Annotated in this window: 21 protein-coding genes and 2 pseudogenes; 7 read left to right on the plus strand and 16 right to left on the minus strand. The window is 68.3% G+C overall.

Annotation, left to right across the window (positions count from 1 at the left end):
• Entirely contained in the window at positions 1-315 is a 315-nt protein-coding gene (locus P0M04_RS17280) for an ArsR/SmtB family transcription factor (protein ID WP_259447842.1), read from the minus strand.
• Between the two features lie 176 nt (positions 316-491).
• On the opposite strand from P0M04_RS17280, the gene P0M04_RS17285 reads away from it, so the two are divergent.
• The 3 genes from P0M04_RS17285 to P0M04_RS17295 are packed head-to-tail and all read left to right on the plus strand — an operon-like array spanning position 492 to position 3471.
• Positions 492-1898: an FAD-dependent oxidoreductase gene (locus P0M04_RS17285; RefSeq protein WP_259447841.1), complete on the plus strand. Its 1407-nt coding sequence runs from the start codon at positions 492-494 to the stop codon at positions 1896-1898.
• An 11-nt stretch (positions 1899-1909) separates the two neighbouring features.
• Positions 1910-3118: an MFS transporter gene (locus tag P0M04_RS17290; protein WP_259447840.1), complete on the plus strand. Its 1209-nt coding sequence runs from the start codon at positions 1910-1912 to the stop codon at positions 3116-3118.
• A 35-nt stretch (positions 3119-3153) separates the two neighbouring features.
• The gene (locus P0M04_RS17295) at positions 3154-3471 is read left to right on the plus strand and encodes an ArsR/SmtB family transcription factor (protein WP_259447839.1); all 318 of its coding nucleotides are present in this window, start codon (positions 3154-3156) and stop codon (positions 3469-3471) included.
• Here P0M04_RS17295 and P0M04_RS17300 read toward each other — a convergent pair.
• The 6 genes and pseudogenes from P0M04_RS17300 to P0M04_RS32800 form a co-directional block, all read right to left on the minus strand.
• Entirely contained in the window at positions 3468-3983 is a 516-nt protein-coding gene (locus P0M04_RS17300) for an arsinothricin resistance N-acetyltransferase ArsN1 family B (RefSeq protein ID WP_259447838.1), read from the minus strand. The genes P0M04_RS17295 and P0M04_RS17300 overlap by 4 nt on opposite strands.
• On the minus strand, positions 3980-4183 hold the full coding sequence (locus tag P0M04_RS17305; RefSeq protein ID WP_259447837.1) for an oxidoreductase-like domain-containing protein: 204 nt from the start codon (positions 4181-4183) through the stop codon (positions 3980-3982). The genes P0M04_RS17300 and P0M04_RS17305 overlap by 4 nt, the downstream gene beginning before the upstream one ends.
• Positions 4184-4238: 55 nt before the next feature.
• Positions 4239-4703, minus strand: coding sequence for a hypothetical protein (locus tag P0M04_RS17310; protein ID WP_259447836.1), 465 nt, complete (start codon positions 4701-4703; stop codon positions 4239-4241).
• A gap of 88 nt (positions 4704-4791) precedes the next feature.
• On the minus strand, positions 4792-5469 hold the full coding sequence (locus tag P0M04_RS17315; protein WP_259447835.1) for a response regulator: 678 nt from the start codon (positions 5467-5469) through the stop codon (positions 4792-4794).
• A 109-nt stretch (positions 5470-5578) separates the two neighbouring features.
• Positions 5579-6145: pseudogene (locus tag P0M04_RS32885) on the minus strand (ATP-binding protein); the annotation flags it as partial.
• Positions 6028-6930 (minus strand): annotated as a pseudogene (locus P0M04_RS32800) (HAMP domain-containing protein); the annotation flags it as partial. The pseudogenes P0M04_RS32885 and P0M04_RS32800, both read right to left, overlap by 118 nt.
• A 262-nt stretch (positions 6931-7192) precedes the next feature.
• Between P0M04_RS32800 and P0M04_RS17325 the strand changes: the two are divergent.
• Entirely contained in the window at positions 7193-8632 is a 1440-nt protein-coding gene (locus P0M04_RS17325) for a methyl-accepting chemotaxis protein (protein WP_259447833.1), read from the plus strand.
• A gap of 63 nt (positions 8633-8695) precedes the next feature.
• On the opposite strand, the gene P0M04_RS17330 is transcribed toward P0M04_RS17325, so the two are convergent.
• The 4 genes from P0M04_RS17330 to P0M04_RS17345 all read right to left on the minus strand — a co-directional run bounded on the left by P0M04_RS17330 (position 8696) and on the right by P0M04_RS17345 (position 14487).
• Positions 8696-10108 carry an OmpP1/FadL family transporter gene (locus tag P0M04_RS17330; protein ID WP_259447832.1) on the minus strand — a complete coding sequence of 471 codons (1413 nt, stop codon included), beginning with the start codon at positions 10106-10108 and terminating at the stop codon, positions 8696-8698.
• 142 nt (positions 10109-10250) lie between these two features.
• Positions 10251-11456, minus strand: a complete 1206-nt coding sequence (locus tag P0M04_RS17335) for an SGNH/GDSL hydrolase family protein (protein WP_259447831.1) — start codon at positions 11454-11456, stop codon at positions 10251-10253.
• Positions 11457-11525: 69 nt separating this feature from the next.
• Positions 11526-12770, minus strand: coding sequence for a chemotaxis protein CheW (locus tag P0M04_RS17340; protein WP_259447830.1), 1245 nt, complete (start codon positions 12768-12770; stop codon positions 11526-11528).
• Position 12771: 1 nt separating this feature from the next.
• Positions 12772-14487, minus strand: coding sequence for a methyl-accepting chemotaxis protein (locus P0M04_RS17345; RefSeq protein WP_259447829.1), 1716 nt, complete (start codon positions 14485-14487; stop codon positions 12772-12774).
• A gap of 214 nt (positions 14488-14701) precedes the next feature.
• Here P0M04_RS17345 and P0M04_RS17350 point away from each other — a divergent pair, with 214 nt between their 5' ends.
• Entirely contained in the window at positions 14702-16144 is a 1443-nt protein-coding gene (locus P0M04_RS17350; protein WP_259447828.1) for a carboxylesterase/lipase family protein, read from the plus strand.
• Between the two features lie 4 nt (positions 16145-16148).
• On the opposite strand, the gene P0M04_RS17355 is transcribed toward P0M04_RS17350, so the two are convergent.
• The 5 genes from P0M04_RS17355 to P0M04_RS17375 are packed head-to-tail and all read right to left on the minus strand — an operon-like array spanning position 16149 to position 20515.
• The gene (locus P0M04_RS17355; protein WP_307727051.1) at positions 16149-17495 is read right to left on the minus strand and encodes a sulfite reductase subunit alpha; all 1347 of its coding nucleotides are present in this window, start codon (positions 17493-17495) and stop codon (positions 16149-16151) included.
• Positions 17492-18493 (minus strand): FAD:protein FMN transferase, encoded by a 1002-nt coding sequence (locus P0M04_RS17360; RefSeq protein ID WP_259447826.1) that lies wholly within the window; start codon positions 18491-18493, stop codon positions 17492-17494. Before P0M04_RS17360 ends, P0M04_RS17355 begins: the two co-directional genes overlap by 4 nt.
• A gap of 3 nt (positions 18494-18496) precedes the next feature.
• Positions 18497-19309 carry a DUF4198 domain-containing protein gene (locus P0M04_RS17365; protein WP_259447825.1) on the minus strand — a complete coding sequence of 271 codons (813 nt, stop codon included), beginning with the start codon at positions 19307-19309 and terminating at the stop codon, positions 18497-18499.
• Between the two features lie 10 nt (positions 19310-19319).
• A complete protein-coding gene (locus P0M04_RS17370; RefSeq protein ID WP_259447824.1) occupies positions 19320-19832 on the minus strand; it encodes a DUF2271 domain-containing protein in 513 nt (170 codons plus the stop codon).
• A 23-nt stretch (positions 19833-19855) separates the two neighbouring features.
• Positions 19856-20515: a PepSY-associated TM helix domain-containing protein gene (locus P0M04_RS17375; RefSeq protein WP_259447823.1), complete on the minus strand. Its 660-nt coding sequence runs from the start codon at positions 20513-20515 to the stop codon at positions 19856-19858.
• 299 nt (positions 20516-20814) lie between these two features.
• Here P0M04_RS17375 and P0M04_RS17380 point away from each other — a divergent pair, with 299 nt between their 5' ends.
• Together P0M04_RS17380 and odhB are read left to right on the plus strand one after the other, a co-directional pair.
• Positions 20815-23670 (plus strand): 2-oxoglutarate dehydrogenase E1 component, encoded by a 2856-nt coding sequence (locus tag P0M04_RS17380; protein ID WP_259447822.1) that lies wholly within the window; start codon positions 20815-20817, stop codon positions 23668-23670.
• Positions 23671-23740: 70 nt separating this feature from the next.
• A complete protein-coding gene (gene odhB / locus P0M04_RS17385) occupies positions 23741-25006 on the plus strand; it encodes a 2-oxoglutarate dehydrogenase complex dihydrolipoyllysine-residue succinyltransferase (RefSeq protein WP_259447821.1) in 1266 nt (421 codons plus the stop codon).
• Positions 25007-25060 lie beyond the last annotated feature (54 nt).

A 25060-nucleotide genomic window follows, 5' to 3' on the forward strand; every position in this document is an offset into this window, starting at 1 on the left:
TCAGCAGCAGGAGGTGTCGCGCGAGCAGGGCGTGCCGCCGCAGCAGTTTTCGGTGAGGAAGCCGAGCAGCGTGCTCATCGTGTCGAACCTGGCGGCATAGATGACGAACCGGCCTTCCTGGCGTGGCACGATGAGGTCGGCGTGGGTCAGTTCTTTCAGGTGGAACGAGAGCGAGGAGGGCGGGACGCCGAGCGCTTCCGCGATCCTGCTGGCGGCCAGCCCGTCCGGGCCGGCCTGCACGAGGAGACGGAAGGTTGCCAGTCGCGATTCCTGCGCGAGGGCGGCGAGGGCTGTCACCGCTTTCTTGTCGTCCATGGACGCTCCATTATTCAATTCCATATTTCGATTATAGTCGAAATGACTTGACATCATGGAACGGCGAGCAATATTCTATATTCGTCGAATAACGAATGAGTGCGCCCATCAATTCGTTATTCGACGAACAGCGATAATAACTGCCGGCCTGGCCGGCCCAGATCGGGAGAACGACAATGAATACGAACGAACAACAACGCACGGTCGCGGTACTGGGAGCCGGTCCGGTGGGACTCGCGGCAGCCGCGCACCTGATCGGGCGCGGCCTGACACCCCTGGTGTTCGAGGCCGGACCGGTGCCGGGCGCCAACCTCGCGAGCTACCGCCACGTACGCCTGTTCTCGCCGTGGCAGTACGACGTGGACAAGGCGGCGCGACAGCTGCTGGAGCGCCACGGGTGGACGGCGCCGGCTGCGGATGCGTTGCCGACCGCCGGCGAACTGATCGACGACTATCTGGCGCCGCTCGCGGCCACGCCCGAGATCGCGCCGCACCTGCTGCTCGGACACCGCGTGACCGCCATCACGCGCGCCGGCTTCGACAAGGTCAGGACGAAGGGCCGCGACGGTGCGCCGTTCCTCATCCGCGCCGACACGGCCGAGGGCCCGCGCCAGTACTTGGCCGGCGCGGTGATCGATGCGACCGGTACGTGGTCGCATCCGAATCCGCTGGGCGCGGACGGCATTCCCGCGCTCGGCGAAGCGGCGCTGGCGGCGCGTATCGATTACGGCATGCCCGACGTGCTGGGAAGTGCGCGCGCCCGTTTCGCAGGAAAGCGGATCCTCGTCGTGGGTGCGGGCCACTCCGCAGCCGGCACGCTGATCGCGCTCGCCCGGCTGGCGCAGGACGACCCGGGAACGCGCATCGTGTGGGCGACCCGCGGTGCCCGGCTCGACCGCGTGTTCGGCGGCGGCGACGCGGACGGATTGCCGGCGCGCGGCCAGCTGGGGATGCGTCTCAAGGCGCTGCGCGACGCGGGCGGCCTGGAATTGCGGCAGGGCTTCCGCATCCATGCACTGAGCGAGATCGATGGGCGGCTGCGGGTGACGGGCGCACCGGTCGCCGGCACGGTGCCGGTGATCGACGGGATCGACCGCATCGTCTGCGCGGCGGGTGCCCGGCCCGACCTGAGCCTGACCCGCGAACTGCGCGTGCGCCACGACCCCTGGCTCGAGAGCACGGATGCGTTGGCGCCGCTGATCGACCCGAACGAACACAGTTGCGGCACCGTCCGGCCGCACGGACACCGCGAGCTGGCGCACCCGGAGCCTGGCTATTACGTCGTCGGCGCCAAAAGTTACGGCCGCGCGCCGAACTTCCTGTTGGCGACCGGGTACGAGCAGGTGCGTTCCGTCGTCGCCGCGCTGGCGGGCGACCTGGCGGCCGCCGACGACGTGCAGCTCGACCTCCCGGAAACGGGCGTCTGCAATACGCGGCTCACCTACGACGATGCCGCATCCGGAACGGCGGACGGCTGCTGCGGCGTGGCTCCGGCGGTGGCCGCTGCCTGCTGTGTGCCGGCGCCGGGTGCGGGCGGCACGTGCGGCTGCCGTACACCCGCCGCGGCAGGCTGCTGCGCCTGACCGGAGACCGCATGCACCGGCCATCGACGACCATCGGCATCCTCGCCGTCACCCAGATCGTGTCCTGGGGTTCGCTGTACTATGCCTTCACCATCCTGGCGCCCGGCATCCGGCGCGACCTCGGCCTCGCGCCCGAGTTGGTGTTCGGCGCGTTTTCGTGGGCGCTGCTCGTCGCCGGGCTGGCCGCCACGCCGGTCGGGATCCTGCTGGACCGCCACGGCGGCCGCCATGTGATGGCTGCGGGCTCGTTCCTGTGCTTCCTGGGCATGGCCTGGCTCGCCCGCTGCACGGACGTGGCGTCGTATTACGCCGCCTGGACGCTGATCGGGCTGGCGATGGCGCTGACGTTGTACGAAGCCGCGTTTGCCGCGATCCAGCGGCGGTTCGACGCGGGCGCCAGGCAGGCGATGTCGACGCTGACACTGTTCGGCGGCTTCGCCAGCACGCTGTTCTGGCCGTTGACGGCCTGGCTCGAGACGTCGTACGGGTGGCGCGATACATACCTGTTGTACGGGATCGTGCAACTTGCCGTGTGCATGCCGCTGCACCTGTGCCTTGGCGCCGACGTTCCCCGGGCCGGTCCGCAACAACGCGATGACCCGGCGCGGGGACACACTCTGGCGGAAGCCGTGCGTCATCCCGCATTCTGGACGCTGGCGCTGGCATTCGCGGCCAATACCTTCGTCTTCTCGGCCATGGCAGTCCACCTGATTCCGCTGTTCGAGCGTCTCGGCCAGGCAAGGGGCACCGCGGTCCTGCTGGCCGCGCTGATCGGTCCCATGCAGGTGGCGGGACGCGTCGGGGAGATGGCGTTTGCGCGACATACGGCACCGCAAACGGTCGGCAAGCTGACGTTCGCCATGCTGCCGGCGGCCCTGGCCGTCATCGCGCTGGGCGGTGCGCAGGCCTGGTCGGTGGCCGCCTTCTGTGCCCTGTATGGCCTGAGCAACGGCATTCTGACGATCCTGCGCGGATCGTTGCCCCGGGCGTTGTTCGGACGTGAACACTATGGCGCCATCGCTGGCGCCATGGCCGGGCCCGCACTGGTGTCGAAGGCGGCGGGACCGTTGATCGCAGCCGCGCTGCTGCGGCGTGTGGATGGCGCGGCGCTGCTGTTGTCCGTGCTGCTGGCCATGTCGATCGCGTCCCTCGCGCTGTACCTGCGCGCCGTCGGCGTCGGGGCGCGGCCCGAGGAAACTTTTGACAAGCGTGCCGTCTGACGTCTATCCTGCGTTCGCCCAACGACGAACGAACCATGTCAAAGTCCTGCTGCCCCCCGGCGACCGATCGCGCCCGCACGACGGAAATCGATGCCGATGACCTTGCGCGCATGTGCAAGGCGTTGTCGCATCCCGCGCGCGTCCAGCTGCTGCGGCACCTGATCGATCACGGTGAATGCTATTTCGGGAACCTGGCCGACGTGTTGCCGCTGGCGCCGTCGACGATCTCGCAGCACGTCACGATCCTGAAGGAGGCCGGCCTGATCGAAGGCTCGTCGGACGTGCAACGGGTCTGCTACTGCGTCAACCGGGACCGGCTGCAGCAGCTGAAGCTGGCGATCGGGGCGCTTTAGCGCGCGCCGTCCTTGCCGAGGTTCAGCTCCCAATAGCCCACGTCGACCCAGCGGCCGAATTTCATGCCGACGTCCGTGAAGTGGGCGACCTTGCGGAAGCCCAGCGCTTCATGCAGGCCGACGCTGCCTTCATTCGGCTGCGCGATGCCGCCGATGACCAGGCGCAGTTCGCGCTTGCGCAGCTCGTCCAGCAGCGCCCCGTAGAGAATTCGTCCCAGTCCCCGGCCGGTGCAATCCTTGTCCAGGTAGACCGTGCTCTCCACGGAATAGCGATAGGCCGGCCGCACGCGCCATTTCGTTGCATACGCATAGCCGGCGAGCGTGCCGTCGGCTTCCAGCACGAGCCACGGCAGGCCAGCCGCGCCGACGTCGGCGATGCGCTGGGCCATCTCCGGTTCGCCGACCGCGTCTTCTTCGAAGCTGACCGTCGTCGTCGTGACGTAGTGGTTGTAGATGGCACAGATGCGGGCGGCGTCCTGCGGTGTAGCGGGGCGGATGTGGGTAGATGTCATGGTTGGGAAGAAGGTGCCTCGCCAGCGGCTTCCGGATGCCGCACCTCCCACGCCGCCAGCGCTTCCTTGTAGTTGGCAAGCAGCATCTGGTAGACGTCGAAGATGCAGTTCGGACAGCCGGAGCCGCAGCAATCTTCCAGCGCAGGTTCGATGGGTGGCAGCGGCCGCGGGTCGGGCAGGGGTGTGACGGGATCGGACATGCGGGCCAGCATACCGCAAACGCGGTGTGCGCGTCGAGTATGCCGGCCGTCCTCGTTACCCGTTCAGCTCGTAGCTGCGCAGCACGAACACCGTCTTGCCGTTGCGCTTCGCGCAGACGCCTTTCATGACTTCGCCGCCGCCCAGGTCCCACGTGAGCGCGCTGCCGGCCGGCTTGCTGGCGCATGCCGCGTGCGCCTCGGCGGGGACGGGCGGCAGCTTCGGCGTCGGCGGCGGTGCGGGCACGGCCGGGACGCCGGGCACGGCGGGAATGGCCGGCAGGGCGGGCGGCACACCGGCTTCGTGCGGGTCCGGCACGGGCGGTGCGGGCGGTGCCGGTGGTGCGGGAGGCGCAGGCGGGACAGGGGGCACCGGCGGGGCCTTGCACTTGCCCGTGTTGGTCTTGCAGTGGATGCTCACGTGGACGTGCTGGTCCGCGGAATCGTCCGTGTTCTGTGCCAGCGCGGGCAGCATGAAGGCGCCCAGCAGGATGCCGAGGGTGGTGGCTTTCATTGCTTTCATTGTCTTCTCCTTGTCGTGGCCCGCACGACGCGGCGGGCCATGTCGGTATCCTGCCTTCCGATTGTGGAGAAAAAATGAAGATCGCGATTCACAGGTCGAAGCGGTAGCCGAGCCCGTAGATCGAACGGATGGCGTCCACGCCCGGCAGCGCGGCGTCGAGCTTGCGCCGGAGGTTCTTGACGTGGGTGTCGATGGCGCGGTCCGTCACGTCGAGGCTCGCGTTGCCCTCGCGCGCGAGGTCGAGCAGCTGGGCGCGCGAAAAGACCTGGCCGGGACGGCGCGCCAGCGCGGCCAGGATGCCGTATTCCGTCGGCGTCAGGTCGAGGGCCTTGCCGTGGACGGCGATGCGGCGGGCCAGCGTGTCGACGGCGACGACCGGCGCCGGCCGCCCCGCGCGGCGCAGGATCGCCTTGATGCGGGCGACGAGTTCGCGCGGGCTGAACGGCTTGCACAGGTAATCGTCGGCGCCTGCCTCGAGGCCCAGCAGGCGGTCGATTTCTTCCACGCGCGCCGTCACCATCACGACGGGCAGGTCGGCCAGCAGCGGGTTCGCGTCCGCGCGCAGCGCGCGGCACAGCGCCAGGCCGTCGAGCCCCGGCAGCATCAAATCCAGCACGACCAGCGCGGGCGGATCGCGGCGCAACGCGTCCAGCGCTGCGGCGCCGTCGCCGAATACGTCGGCCGTGTAGCCGGCCGCGTGCGCATAGTCGGCCACCAGCGCGGCCAGTTCCGGCTCGTCCTCGACGATGACGATGCGATCGCTCATGCCTGGCCTTCCGCGCGCGGCAGCGTGATCGTCGCGCGCAGGCCCCAGGCGGCGCATGCGCGAAGGCGAGCGTGCCGCCCTGGGCTTCCACCAGCCGCCGGCACAGCGCGAGTCCGAGGCCGGCGCCGCCGTGGGCGCGGCTGCGCGACGCATCGACGCGGTAGAACCGGTCGCCGAGGTGCGCCAGCGCGTCGTCCGGCACGCCGGGCGCGGTGTCGTCCAGGTGCAGGTGCACGCGAGCGCCGTCGACCTGCGCGTGCAGCTGGACGCGGCCGCCGGCCGCCGTGTAGCGCAGGCTGTTCTCGAACAGGTTGGCGAGCACCTGGCGCATGCGGTCGGGTCCGCCCTCACTTGCGCCATGTTGGGGGCAGACGTCGGGCCGGGGCCGAGTTCCAGCGCAAGGCCGGCCTGTGTAAAACGTGCTTCGCAGCCGCGCGCCTCGGCGCACGCGAGCGCCCACAGGTCGAGCGCGACCGGTTTGCATTCGAGCGCGCCGACGTCGGCCCTGGCCAGCGCGTACAGCTCGTCGATCAGCTTGTTCAGCGCGAGCACCTGGCGCAGCATGGCGTCGAGGGTGTCCGGCGTGGCGCTGCGTACGCCGTCCTGCAGTGCTTCCAGTTGGGCGCGCAGCACGGCGAGCGGCGTGCGCAGTTCGTGCGACGTGTCCGCGACCCATTGGCGGCGCGCCTGTTCGGCGCCGGCCAGGCGGGCCGCGAGGGCATTGAAATGGCGCGCGAGGTCGCCCAGTTCGTCGCTGCGGTGCGCGGGCAGGCGCAGGTCGAAGTGGCCTTCGGACAGCGCCCGGCTGCCCGCCGCCAGTTGCCGGATCGGACTGCGGAAGTGGCGCGCCAGCAGCACGGCGGCGAGAGCGCTGAGCCCCACCGCGAGCGCGACGATCTGCCACAGGCTGCTGGTGAGCTGCTGCAGGAAGGCATAGGCCAGCGCGTCGCCGGGGCGGGCGTCGCGGACGACAGCCAGGTAGCCCACCGTGCGGCCATCCACCTCGACCGCGCGCCGGACAGTGGCGGCGTCCGGACCGGGACGGCGGCCCGCGAGCCAGGCGCCCTGCGCGTCGAGCAGCGAGACGCGGCGCGCCAGCGGCAACGGGCCGGGGGCAGGGAGGTCCGGTACGACGGGAACGTCCGCCACGCGCGGTCCGGGCAGCGGCGGCAGCGGCGGGGCCGGCGGTGCGGGCGGCGCAGGCGGTACGGGCGCGACCGGCGCGACCGGCGTGACGGAAGCTGCTCCAACTTCGCGCAGACGCTGCAGACGCGCCAGCTCCCGCGCGATCCAGTCCTGGCGGTCGGTGGCGGGAATGAAACCCCAGCCGTTGCCCGCGCGGTAACGGCGCGCGAGCGTCGTCGACAGCTCTTCCAGGCGGTCCAGTTCGATGCCGGCGGCGTAGTCGCCGAAGCCGGCCAGCACGTTCTGGCGCAGCAGCAGGACGGCACAGGCGGCCACGGCGAGGATCGCCAGCAGGACGGAGGCAAACAAGCGATGACCGATCGAGAACTTCAAGGTGGAATGTGCAGGAATTGACGAAGAGGCATTTTAGGACAAATTAGTGTGGTAAATACGACGTGATAGCGCGCGTCTACCCAATTTGGCTGGACAGCGCATTGATTTTTCGCGAATGATGACATGTGTCCAGAATGCAGCTATATTTTCCTCAAATAAAAATCGGCCGTCGAACTATTAGAGCCGACTACCCGGGAGACAAGTCATGTTGAATTGGTTAAAAACGACGCTGATACCGTCCGCGTCGGCGTTCGCGCCGACCGGCCGGTCCGGCATGACCGCCCGCGTGCGCAGCCTCGTGCTGAATGCGCGCGACGGCAGCATCCGCACGGCGATCAACGCGGCGCGCCTGCGCAAGGAGGTCGACCAGTCGCTCGACAAGGCGCGCCAGCAGTACACCGCGTCGCGCGAACTGGCGGCGTCGGCGCGCGAGGTGACGGCGCTGTCGGCCAGCGTCAAGGCCGGCACGGACGACATCGCGGGCACGGCGGACCGTAACCTCGCCGTGGCGCGCGCGTCGATGGACGAACTGTCGCACCTGGAAGCGCGCATGCGCGCGATCGAGGACAAGGTGGACGGCTTCGCGCGCACCGTCGGGCAGCTGGACCACCACGCCCGCTCGATCAGCGAGTTCGGCGGCATCATCCAGCGCATCGCCAACCAGACCAACCTCCTGGCCATCAACGCCGCGATCGAAGCGGCACGCGCGGGCGAGGCCGGCCGCGGTTTCGCCGTCGTGGCGGCCGAGGTGCGGCGCCTGTCGCAGCTGGTCAACGAGGAGACGAGCAAGATCGCGGGCGTCAACAGCGAGATGCGCACGCTCGTCGAGTCGACCACCGGCGCCACCCAGGAGATCCTGGAAGGCGTGAACGCGTCGGCGCGCGAGATCGGGTCGGCGGCGGGCCACTTCAAGACCTTCGTCGCGGATTTCGAGCGCATGACGGGCACCGTCAACGAAATGGCCGTGGCGATGCAGTCCCTGGACAGCATCAGCCAGTCGATCGGCCGCCAGGTCACCGACATGGCGACGAATGCGTCGGAGACGGGCAAGTCGATGGCCGACGCGTCGCGCCGCGTCGACGAGGTGCGCGCGACCACCGAGGAAATGCAGGGCGTGCTGGCCGAGTTCCGCACGGGCGGCACGACGTTCGACGGCCTCGTCGAAGCGACGACGCAGCTGCGCGACGCCGTCGGCCGCAGCCTTGCCGGCCACCTGGCGCGCGGCGCGGACATCTTCGACCAGGCCTACCGCCCGATCGAGGGCTCGGATCCGCCGCGCTTCACGACGGGTTACGACCGCACCGTGGAGCGCGACCTGCAGGCGCTGTTCGATCGGGTCCTGTCCGACCTGCCGGGGTGCACGTATGCGCTCGCGGTGGACACGCGCGGGTACGCGCCCACGCATAACAGCAAGTTCTCGCAGACGCCGACGGGCCGGCGCGAGCACGATCTCGTCTACTGCCGCAACAAGCGCATCTTCGACGACCCGGTGGGCGCGAAGCTGGCCGCGAACCGCAAGCCTTTCCTGTTCCAGACCTATCTGCGCGATACGGGGGAGGTGATCAACGACCTGTCGATGCCGCTCGAGATCGGCGGCCGGCACTGGGGTGCGGTGCGCGTCGGGTTCGATTCCTCCAAGTTGTAACGTCCAACAAAAAGGCCGGCGCCCTTGTGAGGCGCCGGCCCTGTCATCCGCGCATGTCGCGCATCAGAACTTGTAGTTGTACGCCAGCCCGATCAACTGCATGCGGGTCTTCCACGTCCCGCGCGTCGTCTCGCCGTTGCCGGTGCAGCCCGCCATCACCGGATTGCAGTTGTTGGTGTAGTTGCCGCTCGCATCGCTGAAATGCAGCCAGCTGTAGGCCAGGTCCAGCGACGAGGCCGGGGACAGCTTCCAGTTCGCACCGAACGACAGTTGCAGGCGGTCGGCGTCCGGCAGTGCGGCGTGGCGCAGCGTGTCGCCTTGCACCGGCGAGTCGTCGTGCGCGATGCCGCCGCGCAGCGTCACGGCGTCGTTCAGGGCGTAGTTCGCGCCCAGTGCCACGCGCACGGTGTTCTTCCACTGCTGGCGGATCACGAGGTCGCCCGCGTTCGTGTCGACGAACTTGATGTCGATGTTGCCCATACGCGAATGGCGCGTCCAGGTCACGTCGGCCATGCCGGCCCATTTCGCGTCGAACTGGTGGAAGGCGTTCAGCGACAACGTCTCCGGCGTGGTGACGTCCACGCGCGCGGCGGAGTTCACGTGGTGCGAAGCGCCCTGCAGGACCTTGTTCACGACGGCGTCGCTCGTGACGGTCGAGAAGTCCCACACCGCGCCGCCTTTCAGCTCATGCTTGATCGACGAGCGGTAGGCGATGCCGAAGCGGGTATCCGGCGTGGGCGAGTACAGGTAGCCCAGGTTGAAGCCATAGCCCCAGTCCTTGCCTTCCACGCCCGCGTGCGCGTCGCCCGCGGTCGCCAGCGCGGCCGGGTTGCCGCCCAGCGCGGCGATCTGGCGCACCAGCGCGGCGCCGCTGCCGGCGGCCTGCGCGGCGGCGATCGAGCCCGGCACGTCCACGCCCTGGCGCAGGCTGGCCTTCATGTGCTCGATGTCTATGCCGAAGCCGAAGCTGTGCTGCTCGGAGAGCTTGAATGCCACCGACGGGTTGATGTTGATGGACTCCAGCTTGATGTTGGTGAGCGAGTAGCGGCCCGACCAGTTGTCGTCGTAATCCAGCTTGGTGCCGTACGGGACGAACACGCCGACGCCAGCCGTCCACTGGCTGTTGATCTTCTGGCTGTAGTACAGCGTCGGGGCGGCGACGACGCTCGGCGCGTAGTCGTCCTGCGACTTCACGCCGCCGGTGGACGTTTTGGTGAAGCGGGTCGAGCCGGCATCCTGGAACGTCGAGTGCGGGACGACGGCGGTGATGCCGCCGACGATCTGGCGGCCTTCCAGGCGCGTCAGGCCGGCCGGGTTGGCGAAGATGGTGGATGCATCGGCGGCTTCGGCGCCGTTGGCTTCCGCCGTGCCCTGGGAGGACACGCTCTGGGAGCCGAAGCGGTAGCCGGAGGCGCTCGCGTCAAGCGACGCGCCCAGGGCCAGGGCGACGAGCAGGGTCAGGTGTTTCTGGTTCATCGGTCTCACTCCAAGTATCGATTCGTAGCCCGCCCCCGGACCGGAAAGGTCGGGGTCGGCGGGAGCCGAAGCATACACCATTTCGCACGACCGTTCTATTCGTGTTGTGTGAGAGATACCAATTCGCGTATTTAACGCTTATTTAATGATCCAGGAGACGCAAATCGACCTGCTGGGCCATCACGCGGTAGCCCGCCTCGTTCGGGTGCAGGTGATCGCCGCTGTCGTAGGCGGGGTTCAGGCGCGTCGGTTCCGTCGGGTCGCGCAGGGCGGCGTCGAAGTCGACCACGGCGTCGAACACGCCGGACGTCCGGATCCATGCGTTCACGGCCTGGCGCTGGCGTTCGACCGCCTCCGAATAAAACCGCTTCGTGCCCGCCAGCGGCGTCAATGTCCCGGCCCAGATGCGGATGCCGCGGGCATGCGCGCGGTCCACCAGCGCGCGCAGGCCGGCTTCGATCTGTTCGGCCGTGACGTGCTGCCGCGGGTCGGCCAGCAGCAGCGAGGCCGTGATGTCGTTCACGCCCTCGTGCACGAGGATCCAGCGCACGCCGGGCTTGTCCAGCGCGTCGCGTTCGAAGCGGGACAGCGCGCCCGGTCCGACATATGGATCCGATGCGTCGTGCAGCAGGCGGTTGCCCGCGATGCCGCCGTTCGCGATGCCGATCGTCGCCAGGGCCGGATTGGCCTGCAGGCGCGCGGCCAACGCGTCCGGCCAGCGGGCGTCCTGGTCGTTCTTCGTGCCTACGCCATCCGCGATCGAGTCGCCGACGATGGCCAGCGTGCGCCCCGCGTCCGGCCCGAGGACCTCGACGTCGCTGAGGAAGTAGCGGCTGTCGTCCGTGGCGGTGGAGGGGAAGTCGGCGGCGCCCGTTGCGTCGCCGGATGCCTTCAGGTACGCCGTCTGCAGCCCGAAGCCGTGGATCGTCGACACGGCCACCGGCGCCGGCAGGTACAGGCTGACGGCCAGCGGCTGCAGCGCGGCGACCGTGAGGGCGACGGGATCGGACAGCGCGCTTGAACCCGGCGCGATCGTGACCGCGGGCCGGCCGCCGAACAGCAGCGGACGATCGCTGCCCGCCGCGACGCGCGCACCGCCCGCGGACAGGGCCACGTGCGCGGCGCCCACCGTCAGCGGCTGCGTGCCGAACAGGTTCGACAGGCGGATGCGCACGCGCGTGCCCTGGGTACTCGTGCGCACGACCTGGCGCAGCGTCTGCGCCGGCAGCGCCGGTCCCGCCGAATCGGGCGCGGACGACCAGGCGGTGCGCCAGCCCTGGTCCGATGCGGCCGCGGTGGCGGTGAGAAGGGTGCAAAACAGCAGGGCGGCAAGCGCGCGTCCGGTCATGGTGACTCCAGCGAAAGGGTGGACGGCGATGCTCGCATCCGCCCCTCGCCGGCGCAACTGGCACTTGTGTTAGCAATACGTGGTTAGGTCCACCGTGCGGTAGCTGGCCCGTTCGCGGCCGTCGTCCGTCGCGATGAACGCCCCCGCACCGAGGCGGTATATCTGCCCGCCGCCGGCCGGAATCATCACGTGCACGCGCGCGACCACGCACGCGGCGCGGCGCTCGCCCGCGCGCACGATCAGCACCTGGCCTTCTTCCGCCGGCGCGTGGCCGGGGCGGCGCAGGTCGACGACAGGAATGGCGGCGTCTCCCCAGCGCATCGTCGCGCCTGGCGTGTCGAGCAGCGGCAGCACGCGTTCCAGCGCGTCGAGCGGCGTGGCGGCCAGGCCGTCCGCGTCGAACACGACGTATGCGGCGTCGTTCGGCTTGCCGGCGCCCGCCGGCGTCGGCGCGGCGGCGTGCGCGGACCGCGACAGGCCCGCCTCGGGACGGCGCGCGAACAGCGCCGCCACGTCGACCAGCCGCACTTCGGCGCCATCGTCGTCGTAGACCGTCGCGGCCGGCACGAAATCCGCCAGGTGCAGAGTCGCGCGCACGGGCACGCCGAGCGCGAGGCCGTCGTGTTCGAGCACGGCGAGCAGACCCGCCCCGTCATCCGTGAGGGCCAGATCGACCGCTGCCGGCGGCACGATCGCCAGGTGCCGGCCGCGCCACGTGCACCACGCGCCGTCGCCGATCGCCGTGCGCGACGGCATCGCGATCACTTCCGCGAGCACGCCGGCCGGCACGCCCAGACGCAGCGTGCCCGCATCGAGCACGGCATACGTGTGCCTGTCACGCGCGGCCGGCGGCGGCGGCGCTTCGGTCACGGTCGGCGCGCCGCCGTGCCACGCGCAGGCCAGCGCGGCCAGCCGGCCGACGTCCAGCACGCTGAGAACACGTCCCGTCTCCGGCGAACGCGCGACGCTGTGGAACACTTCGTCCGCATCGTCGTCGTGGTGCAGGCGCGTGATGCGGTCCGGCGCCACGTCGACGAGGCCGCCGACGGCCGACACGCGCAGCCCCAGCATGCGTGCGCCGTCGCGCAGGATCAGGATGCGCGTGTGCGGTCCATCCTGCCGTTCGCCCGTGCCGACCCAGCGCGCGAGGTCGACGACGGGCACCAGCACGCCGCCGTGGTCCACGACGCCCGCCAGCGCACCGGTGCGGCGGGGCGGGGCGGCCAACGCGTCCGGCAGCGGCAACGCCTGCGCGACGCTCGCCGCCGCGATGCCCACGTCCACGGCGTCGATGCGCACTTCCGCCAGCTGCATGTCAGTGCTCCGTCGCGACGCGTTCCAGCTCGGCCAGCAGGGCCGATGCGTCACGCGTCGCGCTGGCCTGCGCGCTCGTCGAGGCGTGGATGCGGGCGATCGATTCGCTCGTCGCCGCGACCGAGCGCACGATGCGGCCGAACGCGTCTTCCACGTCGCCCGCGAGGCGCGTGCCTTCGCCCACGCGGGTTGCCGTCTCGTTGATCAGCTTCGCGATCTCGCGCGCCGCCAGCGCGGATTTCTCGGCCAGCTTGCGCACTTCGTTGGCGACGACGGAGAAGCCGGTGCCGTGCTCGCCCGCGCGCGCCGCCTCGATCGCCGCGTTGAACGCGAGGAGGTGCGTCTGGCTGGCGATATCGCTGATCGTGTCGATGATCTCGTGCACGTCGTCGGACGATTTCTGGATCGCGAGGATCGCCTCCTTCGAACGTGACAGCAGGGTGCTGCCTTCGGCGGCCTGGTCGCGCGTCTGCACGGCGAGGCCGGCCGACTGCTGCGAGCCGGCGGCGATGGAGGCGATCGATTGCGACAGGTCGGCCAGTACGGCGGACATCGCCTTGATCTTGGCGCCGAGCTGCTCTTCGCGGTGCACCTGCTCCGTCACGTCCATCGCGAACTTGATGACCTTGTACGGCCTGCCGTCGGCGTCGAGGATCGGGTTGTACGTGGCCTGGATCCAGATGTCGGCGCCGTGCTTGCCGCGGCGGCGGAAGCGGCCGGACTGGAACTGGCCGCGCGCCAGGTCGGACCAGAAGTTGCGGTATTCGGCGCTCTTGATGAGCGCCTCGTCGCAGAACATGCTGTGGTGGCGGCCGACCACTTCGTCCTCGAGATAGCCCAGGGTACGCAGGAAGTTGTCGTTCGCGGCCAGCACATTGCCGTAAAGGTCGAACTCGATCACGGCCTGCGAGCGGCCGATGGCATCCAGCTGGCCGCGGGTCTCGGCGGCGAGGCGCTTGCGCGCCGTGATGTCGGTGGCGAACTTGACGATCTTGACGGGCTTGCCGTCGGCGTCGAAGATCGGGTTGTACGCGGCGAGGATCCACACCGTGCGGCCATCCTTCGTCACGCGCTGGTATTCGCCGGTGTCGGCCTGGCCGCGTCCCAGCCGTTCCCAGAACGCGAGGTACTCGGCCGAGCGGGCGTGCTCCGGCAGGCAGAACATGCGGTGGTGACGGCCGCGCACCTCGTCGAGGGTGTAGCCCGTCACGGCGAGGAAGTTGGCGTTCGCATGCAGCACGTTGCCCTGCAAATCGAATTCGATGACGGCCTGGGTGCGGTCGATCGCGGCCATCTTGCCCTCGAAGTCGATGTTGCGCAGCTTGGCCGCCGTGATGTCGGTGGCGAACTTCACGACCTTGGCCGGCTTGCCGTCCCCGTCGAGGATCGGGTTGTAGGTCGCCTGGATCCACACCGGGCTGCCGTCGCGGGCCACGCGCTTGAATTCGCCCGCGTGATATTCGCCCGCGGCCAGATGCTTCCAGAAATCGCGGTAGGCCTGCGAGCGCACGTACTCTGGTTCGCAGAACAGCGCATGCGGCTGGCCGACGACTTCGTGCAGCTCGTAGCCGAGCGCGTCGAGGAAGTTCTGGTTGGCGTGCAGGATGCGGCCGTCGAGGCCGAATTCGATCACGGCCTGGGCGCGGTTGATGGCATCCAGTGCGGCATGGGCAAGGTCGTCCCGGGAAGTGACCGGGGCAGGAGCGATCATATGCATGGTGTCTCGTGGTGGCGTCATGATGTTCATAATATTGCCCTATGGCAATCGATTTGACGATTTAATCATTTTTAGCCTGAGAATGCGAGATAATTTTGATGAATTCGATTGTTTGTTGTGCCGTACTTACGGCGCAGGGCGAGGTTTCCATTGACTGGTTGCCATGCGGTCATTAGCATCGGGATGCATTCCATACCCACAACAAGGAGACACCATGCCACGCCCGATCCTGCCATCCCTGCTCGTGTTAGCGCTAACTACTTTCGCCTGTGCCGCGCATGCCGCCACTGGCCCCGTCGTGACCACGGAGTCCGGCAAGGTCCAGGGCGCCGTCGACAAAGGCGTGGCGAGCTGGAAGGGCATCCCGTTCGCCGCGCCGCCGGTCGGCGACCTGCGCTGGCGCGCGCCGCAGCCGGCGGCCGCCTGGTCCGGCGTGCGCGAGGCGACCGCGTACGGCCACGACTGCATGCAACTGCCTTTCCCCAGCGACGCCGCGCCGCTCGGCACGCCGCCGGCCGAGGATTGCCTGTACGTGAACGTGTGGCGTCCCGCGAAGGCGAAAGCGACCGCGAAGCTGCCCGTGATCGTATGGATCTATGGCGGCGGTTTCGTCAACGGCGGATCGTCGCCGCCGACGTATGCGGGTGCCGCGCTCGCGAAGCAGGGCGTCGTGCTGGTCAGTTTCAACTATCGGCTGGGCCGCTTCGGCTTTTTCGCCCACCCGCAATTGACCCGGCAAGCCAACGGCGAGCCGCTGGGTAACTACGCCTACATGGACCAGATCGCGGCGCTGCAGTGGGTCAAGCGCAACGTGGCGGCGTTCGGTGGGGATGCGTCCAACGTGACGATCATCGGCGAATCGGCCGGCGGCATGTCCGTCAACGCGCTGCTGACGTCACCGCAGGCGCAGGGCCTGTTCGCGAAGGCGGTCGTGCTGTCCGGCGGCGACGGCAAGTCGGCCGACCCGGGCCTGGCAGGCGTGGAGCAGATCGGCGTCAACTTCGCACAAGCCAAGGGCATCGCGGCGGACGACCCGCAGGCGCTGGATAAACTTCGCGCGCTGCCGGCCGAGCAGGTCGTCGACGGCATGAACCTGGCCAACCGCGCGCCGCAGAATCCGGCGACGTATTCCGGTCCGTTCGCGGACGGCAAGGTGGCCGTCGAGACGGGTGCCGCGTTCGCGTCCGGCCAGTTTGCCAAGGTGCCCGTGATGATCGGCGCGACCAGCGCGGACATCGGCGGCAAGACGGGCTTCATGGTCGCGGGCGCGCGCAGCCTCGCGAGCCGCCTCGCCGCGCAGGGCGTGCCCGTGTACGAATACCGCTTCTCGTACGTGGCCGACAGCATCGGCAAGACCGGCGCGCAGCACGCGAGCGACATCCCGTATTTCTTCGACACGGTGGACGTCAAGTACGGCGACGCCGTCACGAAGAAGGACGTGGCGATGGGCCGCGCGATGAGCGCCTATCTCGTGAACTTCGCGAAGAAGGGCGATCCGAACGGCCGCAAGCTGCCCGCATGGCCGCGCTATGCGGGTGACAAGGACGTGATCATGGATTTCGCCGCGGACGGCAAGCCGGCCGCGCTGCGCGATCCGTGGGGTGCGGAGATAGATGCAGCCACGGCGGCGGCGACCGTGGCGGCGGGCGCTCAATAAACGCTCAGTACACGTCCCTGCGGTAGCGGCCCTCGGCCGCAAGCTGCTCCAGCCGCGGCGCACCGAGGATGCTTTGCAGCGCCTCGTGCACGCCGCCGGCCATGCCCTGCAGGCTGCCGCAGACATAGATCGCGGCGCCGCGTTCCACCCACTCGCGCAGCCGGTCGGCCCGGTCGCGCAGCACGTCCTGCACGTAGCGGCGCTCGGCCTGGTCGCGCGAGAACGCGAGGTCGAGGTGGGTCAGTTGGCCGTTATCCCTCCACGCCTGCAGCTCGTCGCGCAGGAGGAAATCGTGGATCTGGTTGCGTTCGCCGAACAGCAGCCAGTTATCGAACCGGCCCGCGGCGATGCGGGCCTTGAGCAGGCCGCGCAGGCCGGCGAGGCCGCTGCCGTTGCCGATCGCGATCAGGGGTCGTCCGGCATTCGCGCCGAGGCGGAAGCGCTCGTGCGCGCGCAGGCGCAGGCGCACAAGGTCACCGTTGGCGGCCGCGCCGGCCTGCACGCACAGCCAGCCGGATGCCGCACCCGGGCTGCCGTCTTCCCGCTGCTGCAGGCGCACGAGCAGTTCCAGCCGGCCATCCGTCGGCAACGATGCGATCGAGTATTCGCGTGGGTGCTCCGGGTCCGCCGGTGGACTGACCTGGGCGAGATCGCCCGCTTCCCACGCCGGCAGCGCGCCGCCGACCGGTGCCAGTGCGACGCGGTACAAGGGTGCGCCCGCACTGCCGGGATTTTCCAGCGTGCGCGCGACGATGCGCCAGTCGCCGTAGGCCGGCGCGTCCCAGTCCGGTGCGTCGTCCGTGCCGGCCAGGCGGCCCACGTGATGCTGCCACTCGGCCAGCGCTTTGGCATCGCCGCGGTCGACGTCGATGCGGTCGAACAGGCGCGTCGCGCCCTGCTGCGCGAGCCAGGCGTCCAGCGCGCGGCCGAAGCCGCAGAAATTGGCGTAGTTCCTGTCGCCCAGCGCGAGCACGGCATAGTGCAGGTGCGACAGGTCGAGACCGGCCGCCATGAACCGGCCCGCGAACTGCGCGGCCGTGTCGGGCGCGTCGCCTTCGCCGTACGTGCTGGCGATGAACAGCACGCGCGTGGCGGCGGTGAGCCGCTCGCGGTCGAGCGCGGAGATGCACACGGCGCGCGCGGCCAGCCCGCCCGTCGCCAGCAGTTCGGCACTGCGCTTTGCGAGCACTTCCGCGCTGCCCGTCTGGCTGGCGTGGACGACGAGCCAGTCGGCATCGTTCGTGTCTGCGATGTTGCCGTTGCGGTGGACGCGCCACATGCGGTACGACAGCCCGAACCAGCCCAGGGACAACGCCAGCGCGCCCGCAAGGCGCAGCGGTTCCGCCGTCATTGCAGCAGCGCTTTCCACGCGGGTGTCGTGGTCTCTTCCAGCATTCCCGCACGCCGCACGAGGACTCGTGCGGCCAGCGCGCGCGCCTCGGCGAACGCGAGGCCGTCGTCGGGACCGAGCACGGCGAGGACGGTCGACAGCGCGTCGGCCTCCATGCACGTGGGCGCCAGCACGGTTACGGATGCGATGTCGTTGTCGACCGGCCGGCCCGTGCGCGGGTCCAGCGTGTGCGACACGCGGCGCGCGCCGTGCTCGAAATACTGGCGGTAGTCGCCGGACGTGGCAATCGCTACGCCATGCAGCGCGACGACGGCCTGCGGCGTGGCGCTGTCCGGCACACCCTCGATTTCCACCCACCACGGATGCCCGTCCGGCTTCACGCCCGCGCCGCGCAGCTCGCCGCCCACCTCGACGAGGTAGTGGGACAAGCCGCGCCGCTCGAGGCATTGCGCGAGACAGTCGACGGCGTAACCCTTCGCGATGGACGACAGGTCGAGCCGGAGGCCGCCCGGCTGCAGCAGCCGGCGTCCATCGCGGTCGAACGACAGGCGCGCGGCGGCGCGTTCGTCCAGCGCGCGTTCGATGGCTGTCTCGTCCGGCGCATAGAAGCCGGTGTGATCGTAGCGCCGCGCGGCGCCGAAGCCCCACAGGTCGACGAGCGCCCCCGCGGCCGGATCGTACGCGCCGCCGCTGGCCATGTGCGCCCACAGCGCGTAGTCGACCACGTCGAAGAATTGCGCGGGCAGGGCTATCCACGTGCCGGCCGGCGCGCGGTTATAGCGCGACAGCAGGGAATCCGGGTCCCAGTGGCTCATCTGCGCGACGATCGCGTCCAGTTCGGCCTGCAGCGCGGGCTGCACATCGCCCACATGACCCGCCGCCACGCGCGCCGACCACGTCGTCCCCATGCTCGTGCCTTCGAACACGTGGATGCGGCTGCCCGGCGGCGGCACGGCCGGGCTCAAATCCTGCGGAATCAAAACGGCACGGTCAGCCAACGATTACTCCGGCAGGATCTCGAACGTGGCCGAGTAGCTGTAGCGCTTCGCCGGGCCGTCCATGCCGCGCGGGGCGTTGGCCGGGTACGCGGCGCTCAGCCAGTACATGTTCGGCGCGGGCAGGGTAAAGCTGGCGTCGCCGTTCGCGTCCGTCGTCAGGCGCACTTCGTTCAGCGTGCCGCGGTATTTCACGCCGCCCGGGATCAGGCTGAACGGGAAGTTCGCGAGCGGCTTGCCGTCCAGCTGGAAGCGGAACTTCGCTTTTTCGCCGGCGCGCAACTCGGTCGGATTCGTCAGCGCGACCAGTTCCAGGCCCGAGCCGGTGGGCTTCAGTGCGCCCGCCGTCGGCTTGTTCAGGGTGACGAACGTGTCCTGGCGTTGCACCATCGTCATGCTGCGCACTTCGGTGGCGCCGGCCGGGACTTCGTCCTTGACCGTCTGCTCGGTGGCGCGGAAACGCTTCGTCTCGCCGTTCAGTTTATAGGAGCCCATCACGCTCACGGCCGCCAGGGTGACGCGGTAGGTGCCGTCCTTCGGCAGCCGGATGTCGACGGTGGAGCGGTGCTTGCCGAGCGTCGCGGCCGGCGCCGGGACCGTGTTGCCGTCCGGGTCGGTGACCGTGAGGCCGTCCAGCTTCTGCGGCATGAAGTCGTCTTCGAACAGGCCTTCGGAGATGGCGGCGTCGATGGTCGCCCAGGCTTCGCCGCGGTCGGATTCGATGAGGCTCGTGTTCGGGATCATCCACGGACGGTGCGCCTGCGCGGCGCAGGCGATGCCGGCCAGGGCGAGGGCGATGGCGATTTGTTTGATGTGCATGCTGGTCTCCTTACTGGATGCTGAGCGACACGGCGCCCAGTTCTTCCTTGCCCGCGAACGCGGCGGCCACGTTCGATTTCGGCTCCCAGTGGAACGGCACGCGCACCAGCTCGCGGCCGCCCGCTTCGCGCGCGGCTTCGATCACGAGCTTGTAGTCGCCCGCCGGCAGCTTGTCCAGGCCGGCGCGGGCGGCCGGGAAGGTCAGCGTCTGCACACCGGCCGCGCGCGTGGCGCCGCTCACGCCGTCCATCGGCAGCGTGACGTCGCGGCCCGCCTTCCTCCACCACGTGCGCAGGTCCTTGACCCACTTGGTGCCCGCGTTGTCGCGCTTCTTGACGTCGTACAGCACGGCCAGCGTGTTGGCGACGCTCTGGTCCGCGCGCTCGATCCAGATCGCGACATAGGGCTTGTGATACTCGGCCACGTTCAGCTGCGGGAGTTCGAACTTGACGGTGAGGTCGGCGGCCATCGCCCAGCTCGAAGCGAGCGGCAGGGTCAGGGCGAGCGAGTGGGACAGTTTCATGTGGGCTTTCGGGTCGGAGATGATTAATGAACGAACAGCAGGGCCAGCACGATCGGCAGCACGATGCCGAGGCCGATCACGGGCCACGTCGACGGCCGGTTGGCCGCGTGGTATTTCAGGATCAGGAAACCGGTGACGCAGAAGACGACGCAGGCGATGGCGAAGATGTCGATGAACCAGCCCCACACAGGACCCGCGTTGCGGCCCTTGTGCATGTCGTTCAGCCAGGAGATCCAGCCGCGGTCGGTCGATTCGAATTCGGCATTGCCGTCCACGCCGATGCGCAGCCAGGCGTCGCCGCCGGGGCGGGGCAGGGCGACGTAGGCGTCTTCCTCGCTCCATTCGGCGCGCACACCGCGCACTTGCACGGGGAAGGTCTGCTCGGCCCAGTCTGCCAGCGGGGCGGGCAGCGGGACATTCGCGTCCGCATGGCCGGCGGCGAATTCCCCGATCTGGGTGCGGAGCAACGGTGGCAAGGTCGCCTTCTGGCGCGTGACGGCCGGCTTTGCTTCGATCTGGGAGGCGTGGTTCAGGGTGAAACCGGTGATCGCGAACAGCAGCATGGCCATCAGGCACAGGGCGGAACTGATCCAGTGCCATTGATGCAACTGGCGCAGGAATGTGGCGCGGCGCACGCCTGGGAGCGCAGTGGAAGGGGAGGAGGTCGAGCCGGTCGGGTGCATACGCAAATGATAACGATTATCATTTAGCAGGTCAACCGCTGGTTCATGATTTAGTTGACAAGGTGAAAAAAAGTAATATCGGAATGAATAAAATGTCGATGCGGGGTCGGCGGCCGGCGAATCCTTGCGTTACAATACCGTGCGCCAATGGGCAGGTCGGCCGCATTGATTTGCCTTTAGAGTCCTTCCCCCACAACTTGATATGAAGTAAGTGCGATCCGCTAACCGGTCAGGCCGTGTCGCGGAAGGTTAGATTAACCCGCCCTAAAATCGCGAAACGCGAAGAAAGGTGAGCAAGAATGATGCAACAATATAACGCCAACTCGTACCTGTTCGGCGGTAATGCGCCGTACGTGGAAGAGTTGTACGAAGCGTACCTGAACAATCCGGGTTCCGTGCCGGACAACTGGCGCGCCTATTTCGACGCGATGCAGCACATGCCTGCCGTCGACGGTACCGCCAAGCCGGACGTGGATCACTCGTCCGTGATCGCTTCGTTCGCCGAGCGCGCCAAGCAGGGCCCGATCCGCACCGTGACCGCATCGCCGGACGCTGAACTCGGCCGCAAGCGCGTCGCCGTGACCCAGCTGATCGCCGCTTACCGCTACCTCGGCTCGCGCTGGGCCAACCTGGACCCGCTGCAGCGCCAGGAACGTCCGCCGATCCCGGAACTCGATCCGGCCTTCTACGGCTTCACCGAAGCCGACCTGGACACCAAGTTCAACATCAGCAACACCTACTTCGGCCAGGAAGAAGCCTCGCTGCGCGACCTGCTGAACATGTTGCGCGACACCTACTGCCGTTCCATCGGCGCAGAATTCATGTACGTCAGCGATCCGACCGAGAAGCGCTGGCTGCAGGAGAAGCTCGAGTCGATCCGCTCGACCCCGACCTTCACCGCTGAAAAGAAAAAGCACATCCTCGAGCGCCTGACCGCGGCCGAAGGCCTGGAGCGCTACCTCCACACCAAGTACGTCGGCGCCAAGCGCTTCTCGCTGGAAGGCGGCGAATCGTTCATCGCCTCGATGGACGAAGTGATCCGCCGCGCCGGCGAGCACGGCGTGCAGGAAATCGTCATCGGCATGGCCCACCGCGGCCGCCTGAACGTCCTGGTCAACACGCTGGGCAAGGCCCCGTCCGACCTGTTCGAGGAATTCGAAGGCAAGCACGCCGACGACCTGCCGGCCGGCGACGTCAAATACCACCAGGGCTTCTCGAGCGACATCTCGACCCCGGGCGGCCCGGTCCACCTGTCGCTGGCGTTCAACCCGTCGCACCTGGAAATCGTCAACCCGGTCGTGGAAGGTTCGGTCAAGGCGCGCATGGAGCGCCGCGGCGACCGCCAGGGCAAGGAAGTCCTGCCGATCCTCGTGCACGGCGACGCCGCGTTCGCAGGCCAGGGCGTCGTGATGGAAACGCTGAACCTGGCGCAGACCCGCGGCTACGGCACGGGCGGCACGGTTCACATCGTCATCAACAACCAGATCGGCTTCACCACGTCCGACCCGCGCGACGCGCGCTCGACGCTGTACTGCACCGACGTCGTCAAGATGATCGAGGCACCGGTGCTGCACGTGAACGCGGACGATCCGGAAGCCGTCGTGCTGGCCTCGCAGCTGGCGATGGACTACCGCACCGAGTTCCATAAAGACATCGTCGTCGACGTGATCTGCTACCGCAAGCTGGGCCACAACGAGCAGGACACCCCGGCCCTGACCCAGCCGCTGATGTACAAGAAGATCGCCAAGCACCCGGGCACCCGCAAGCTGTACGCGGACAAGCTGGCCGCGCAGGGCACCATTGCCGCCGACGGTGGCGACCAGCTCGTGGCCGCGTACCGCGCCGCGATGGACGCCGGCAAGCACACCGTGGATCCGGTCCTGACCGACTTCAAGAACAAGTACGCCGTCGACTGGGCACCGTTCCTGAACAAGAAGTGGACCGACGCCGCCGACACCGCCGTACCGCTGACCGAGCTGAAACGCCTGGCCCAGCGCATCACGACCGTGCCGGAAAACTTCAAGCTGCACTCGCTCGTCGAGAAAGTGCTGGCCGACCGCGCCAAGATGGGCCAGGGCGAGCTGAACCTCGACTGGGGCATGGGCGAACACCTGGCCTACGCGTCGCTGCTGGCCTCGGGCTACGCCGTCCGCCTGTCGGGCCAGGACGCCGGCCGCGGCACGTTCGTGCACCGTCACGCCGTGCTGCACGACCAGAACCGCGAGCGTTGGGACCAGGGCATCTACCTGCCGCTGGCCAACGTGTCGGACAACCAGGCCAACTTCACCGTCATCGACTCCGTGCTGTCGGAAGAAGCGGTGCTGGGCTTCGAATACGGTTATTCGACCGCCGAGCCGAACACGCTGACGATCTGGGAAGGCCAGTTCGGCGACTTCGTGAACGGTGCGCAGGTCGTGATCGACCAGTTCATCGCCTCGGGCGAAGTGAAGTGGGGCCGCGCGTCGGGTCTCGTCATGATGCTGCCGCACGGCTACGAAGGCCAGGGTCCGGAGCACTCGTCGGCCCGTATCGAGCGTTTCCTGCAGCTGTCCGCCGACCACAACATGCAAGTCGTGCAGCCGACCACGGCCGCGCAGATCTTCCACCTGCTGCGCCGCCAGATGGTGCGCCAGTTCCGCAAGCCGCTCGTCATCTTCACGCCGAAGTCGCTGCTGCGTAACAAGGACGCCGGCTCGCCGCTGACCGACCTGGCCAAGGGCGGCTTCCAGACCGTCATCGGCGAACTGGACGACAAGATCGACGCCAACAAGGTCAAGCGCGTGATCGTCTGCTCGGGCAAGGTGTACTACGACCTGGTCAACTCGCGCAAGACCCGCGGCACGACGGACACCGCCATCGTCCGTATCGAGCAGCTGTACCCGTTCCCGCACAAGGCGTTCCAGGCCGAACTGAAGAAGTTCCCGAACGCGACGGAAGTCGTGTGGGCGCAGGACGAGCCGCAGAACCAGGGTCCGTGGTTCCAGATCCAGCACAACGTGTTCGAAAGCATGGAAGCAGGCCAGCGCCTGGCGTACGCCGGCCGTCCGGCTTCCGCGTCGCCGGCTGTCGGCTACACCGACAAGCACGTTGCGCAGCAGAAGGAACTGCTGGACACGGCGTTCTCGAAACTCAAGGGTTTCGTCCTGACCAAATAAGCAGCGCTCATTGACCCCGCGCCCACGGCGCGGGGTTTTTTGCACAGAATACAAAAACGGAGTTTTTTAAATGGCACAAATCGAAGTCAAGGTCCCCCAATTGTCGGAATCGGTCGCGGAAGCGACCCTGCTGTCGTGGCACAAGAAAGTCGGCGAAGCCGTCGCGCGCGACGAGAACCTGATCGACATCGAGACCGACAAGGTGGTCCTGGAACTGCCGGCCCCGGCCGCCGGCGTGATCGTGCAAATCATCAAGAACGACGGCGGTACCGTCGTGTCGGGTGAAGTCATCGCCATCATCGATACCGAAGCCTCGGCCGGCGTGAGCCCGCTGCAGGTGACCGCTGCTCCGGCCGCCGGCGTTGAAGCCGCTGCCGCTGCCGCACCGGCTGCTGCCGCTGCCGCCACGGGTTCGAAAGGCGACGTCGCCATGCCGGCCGCCGCCAAGATCCTGGCCGACAACAACCTGACCGCCGCCGACGCCACCGGCACCGGCCGTGACGGCCGCGTGACCAAGGGCGACGCCCTGGCCGCCGTTGCGAACAAGCCTGCAGTCGCCGCTCCGGCACCGCTGCAGCAAGCCGCACCGAAGGCAGCCCTGCCGCAAGTGGCTGCACCGGCCGTCAACCTGGGCGACCGTCCGGAAGAGCGCGTGCCGATGAGCCGCCTGCGCGCCCGTATCGCCGAGCGCCTGCTGCAGTCGCAGTCGACCAACGCCATCCTGACGACGTTCAACGAAGTCAACATGGCGCCGGTCATGGAAATGCGCGCCAAGTACAAGGACAAGTTCGAGAAAGAGCACGGCGTCAAGCTGGGCTTCATGTCCTTCTTCGTCAAGGCCGCCGTTGCCGCACTGAAGAAGTACCCGATCCTGAACGCGTCGGTCGACGGTAACGACATCATCTACCACGGCTACTTCGACATCGGTATCGCCGTCGGTTCGCCGCGCGGCCTGGTCGTCCCGATCCTGCGCAACGCCGACCAGATGTCGATCGCCGAGATCGAGAAGAAGATCGGCGAATTCGGCCAGAAAGCCAAGGACGGCAAGCTGACGCTGGAAGACCTGACCGGCGGTACGTTCTCGATCTCGAACGGCGGCACGTTCGGTTCGATGCTGTCGACCCCGATCATCAACCCGCCGCAGTCGGCAATCCTGGGCGTGCACGCGACCAAGGACCGCGCCGTCGTCGAGAACGGCCAGATCGTCATCCGCCCGATGAACTACCTGGCGATGTCGTACGACCACCGCATCATCGACGGCCGCGAAGCCGTCCTGGGCCTGGTCGCGATGAAGGATGCGCTGGAAGATCCGGCCCGCCTGCTGCTCGACCTGTAATCACTTTCGGAAGGGCGCGCCCGCCTGGTGCGCCCGTGCGGTTGTCTGATGGAA

Origin of the sequence: Telluria mixta (assembly GCF_029223865.1) — a bacterium.
In the GTDB taxonomy this organism is placed as follows: Bacteria; Pseudomonadota; Gammaproteobacteria; order Burkholderiales; family Burkholderiaceae_D; genus Telluria; species Telluria mixta.